This window comes from Kitasatospora sp. NPDC091257, assembly GCF_044757675.1.
GTDB classification, from domain to species: Bacteria; Actinomycetota; Actinomycetes; order Streptomycetales; family Streptomycetaceae; genus Kitasatospora; species Kitasatospora lactacystinica.
In genome coordinates, this window is sequence record NZ_JBIVVI010001694.1 from 1 (window position 1) to 1,415 (window position 1,415).

At 76.3% G+C, this 1,415-nt stretch carries 1 protein-coding gene; it reads left to right on the forward strand.

The features are described 5' to 3' along the window. Positions 1 to 1,415, forward strand: a 1,415-nt coding sequence (locus ACIQOV_RS41360) for an acyltransferase domain-containing protein (RefSeq protein WP_401056293.1), incomplete at both ends; no start/stop codon positions are given.

The following is a 1,415-nucleotide window of genomic DNA, read 5'->3' on the forward strand; positions in this document are numbered from 1 at the left end:
TCCCTGGAACGGGTGGACGTGGTGCAGCCGGTGCTGTGGGCGGTGATGGTGTCACTGGCCGCGCACTGGGAGTCCTGGGGCGTCCGGCCCGACGCCGTGGTCGGGCACAGCCAGGGCGAGATCGCCGCCGCCGTGGTGGCGGGAGCGCTGAGCCTGGAGGACGGGGCGAAGGTCGTCGCCCTGCGCAGCCGGGCCATCCGGGCGCTGGCCGGACTCGGCGGCATGGTCGCGGTGTCCCTGCCCGAGGACCGGGTCCGCGCCGAGATCGCCCCCTGGGCCGAGAAGCTGTCGGTGGCCGCCGTCAACGGGCCCGCCGCCGTGGTGGTCTCGGGCGGGACCCAGGCCCTGGCCGACCTGCTCGCCCACTGCGCCGCACAGGGCGTACGGGCCCGGTCCGTACCCGTGGACTACGCCTCGCACTCGGCCCAGGTCGAAGGGATCAGGTCCGAGGTGCTGGCCGCGCTGGCCGGCGTACGCCCGCTCCCGGCCCGGATTCCGCTGTTCTCCACCGTCACCGGCGACCGGCTCGACACCACGGTCATGGACGCCGACTACTGGTACCGCAACCTCCGCGGGACCGTCCGCTTCGACGCCGCCGTCCGCTCCCTGATCGAACAGGGCCACGAGGTCTTCGTCGAGGTGTCGCCGCACCCGGTGCTGACCATGGCCCTCCAGGACACCGCCGAGGCCACCGGCGCCGAGGAGCCGCCCGTGGTCGTCGGCACCCTGCGCCGCGACGACGGCGGACTGCGCCGGGCCCTGCGCTCGGCCGCCGAACTCTGGGTGGCCGGCGCGGCCGTCGACTGGTCCGCGGTGTACGCCGGCACCGGCGCCCGCCCGACCGCCCTGCCCGGATACCCCTTCCAGCTGCGGCGCTACTGGCTGGAGCCGGAGGCGGCGCCCGGCACCGGACCGGCCGCCGCCGACCCGCACGACACGGCCTTCTGGCACATGGTCGACCACGACGCCCCGGCCGAGATCGCCGCCCACCTCGCCGTCGACGAGGACGCCCTCGCCCCTGTCCTGCCCGCCCTGCGAGGCTGGCGCAAACAGCGGCGCGACGAGAGCGTCATCGACTCCTGGCGCTACCGCATCGGCTGGCAGCCCCTGCCCGACCCGCCGGCCGCCACCCCCGCCGCCGGCACCTGGCTCGTCGTCCTGCCCGCCGGACACGACGACGACGCACGGGTACGCGGCCCGCTGCTCGCCCTCACCGAAGCGGGCGCCACCGTCGTCACGGCCGAACTCACCGCCGACGCCGTTCGCCGCACGGACCTCGCGGACACGCTCGCCACCGCCCTCGGCGACCGCGTCCCGACGGGCGTGCTGTCGCTGCTGGCCGCCGACGACCGGCCCCACCCCGACCACCCGGCCCTGCCCACCGGGACGGCACTCACCGTCGCCCTGGTGCAGGC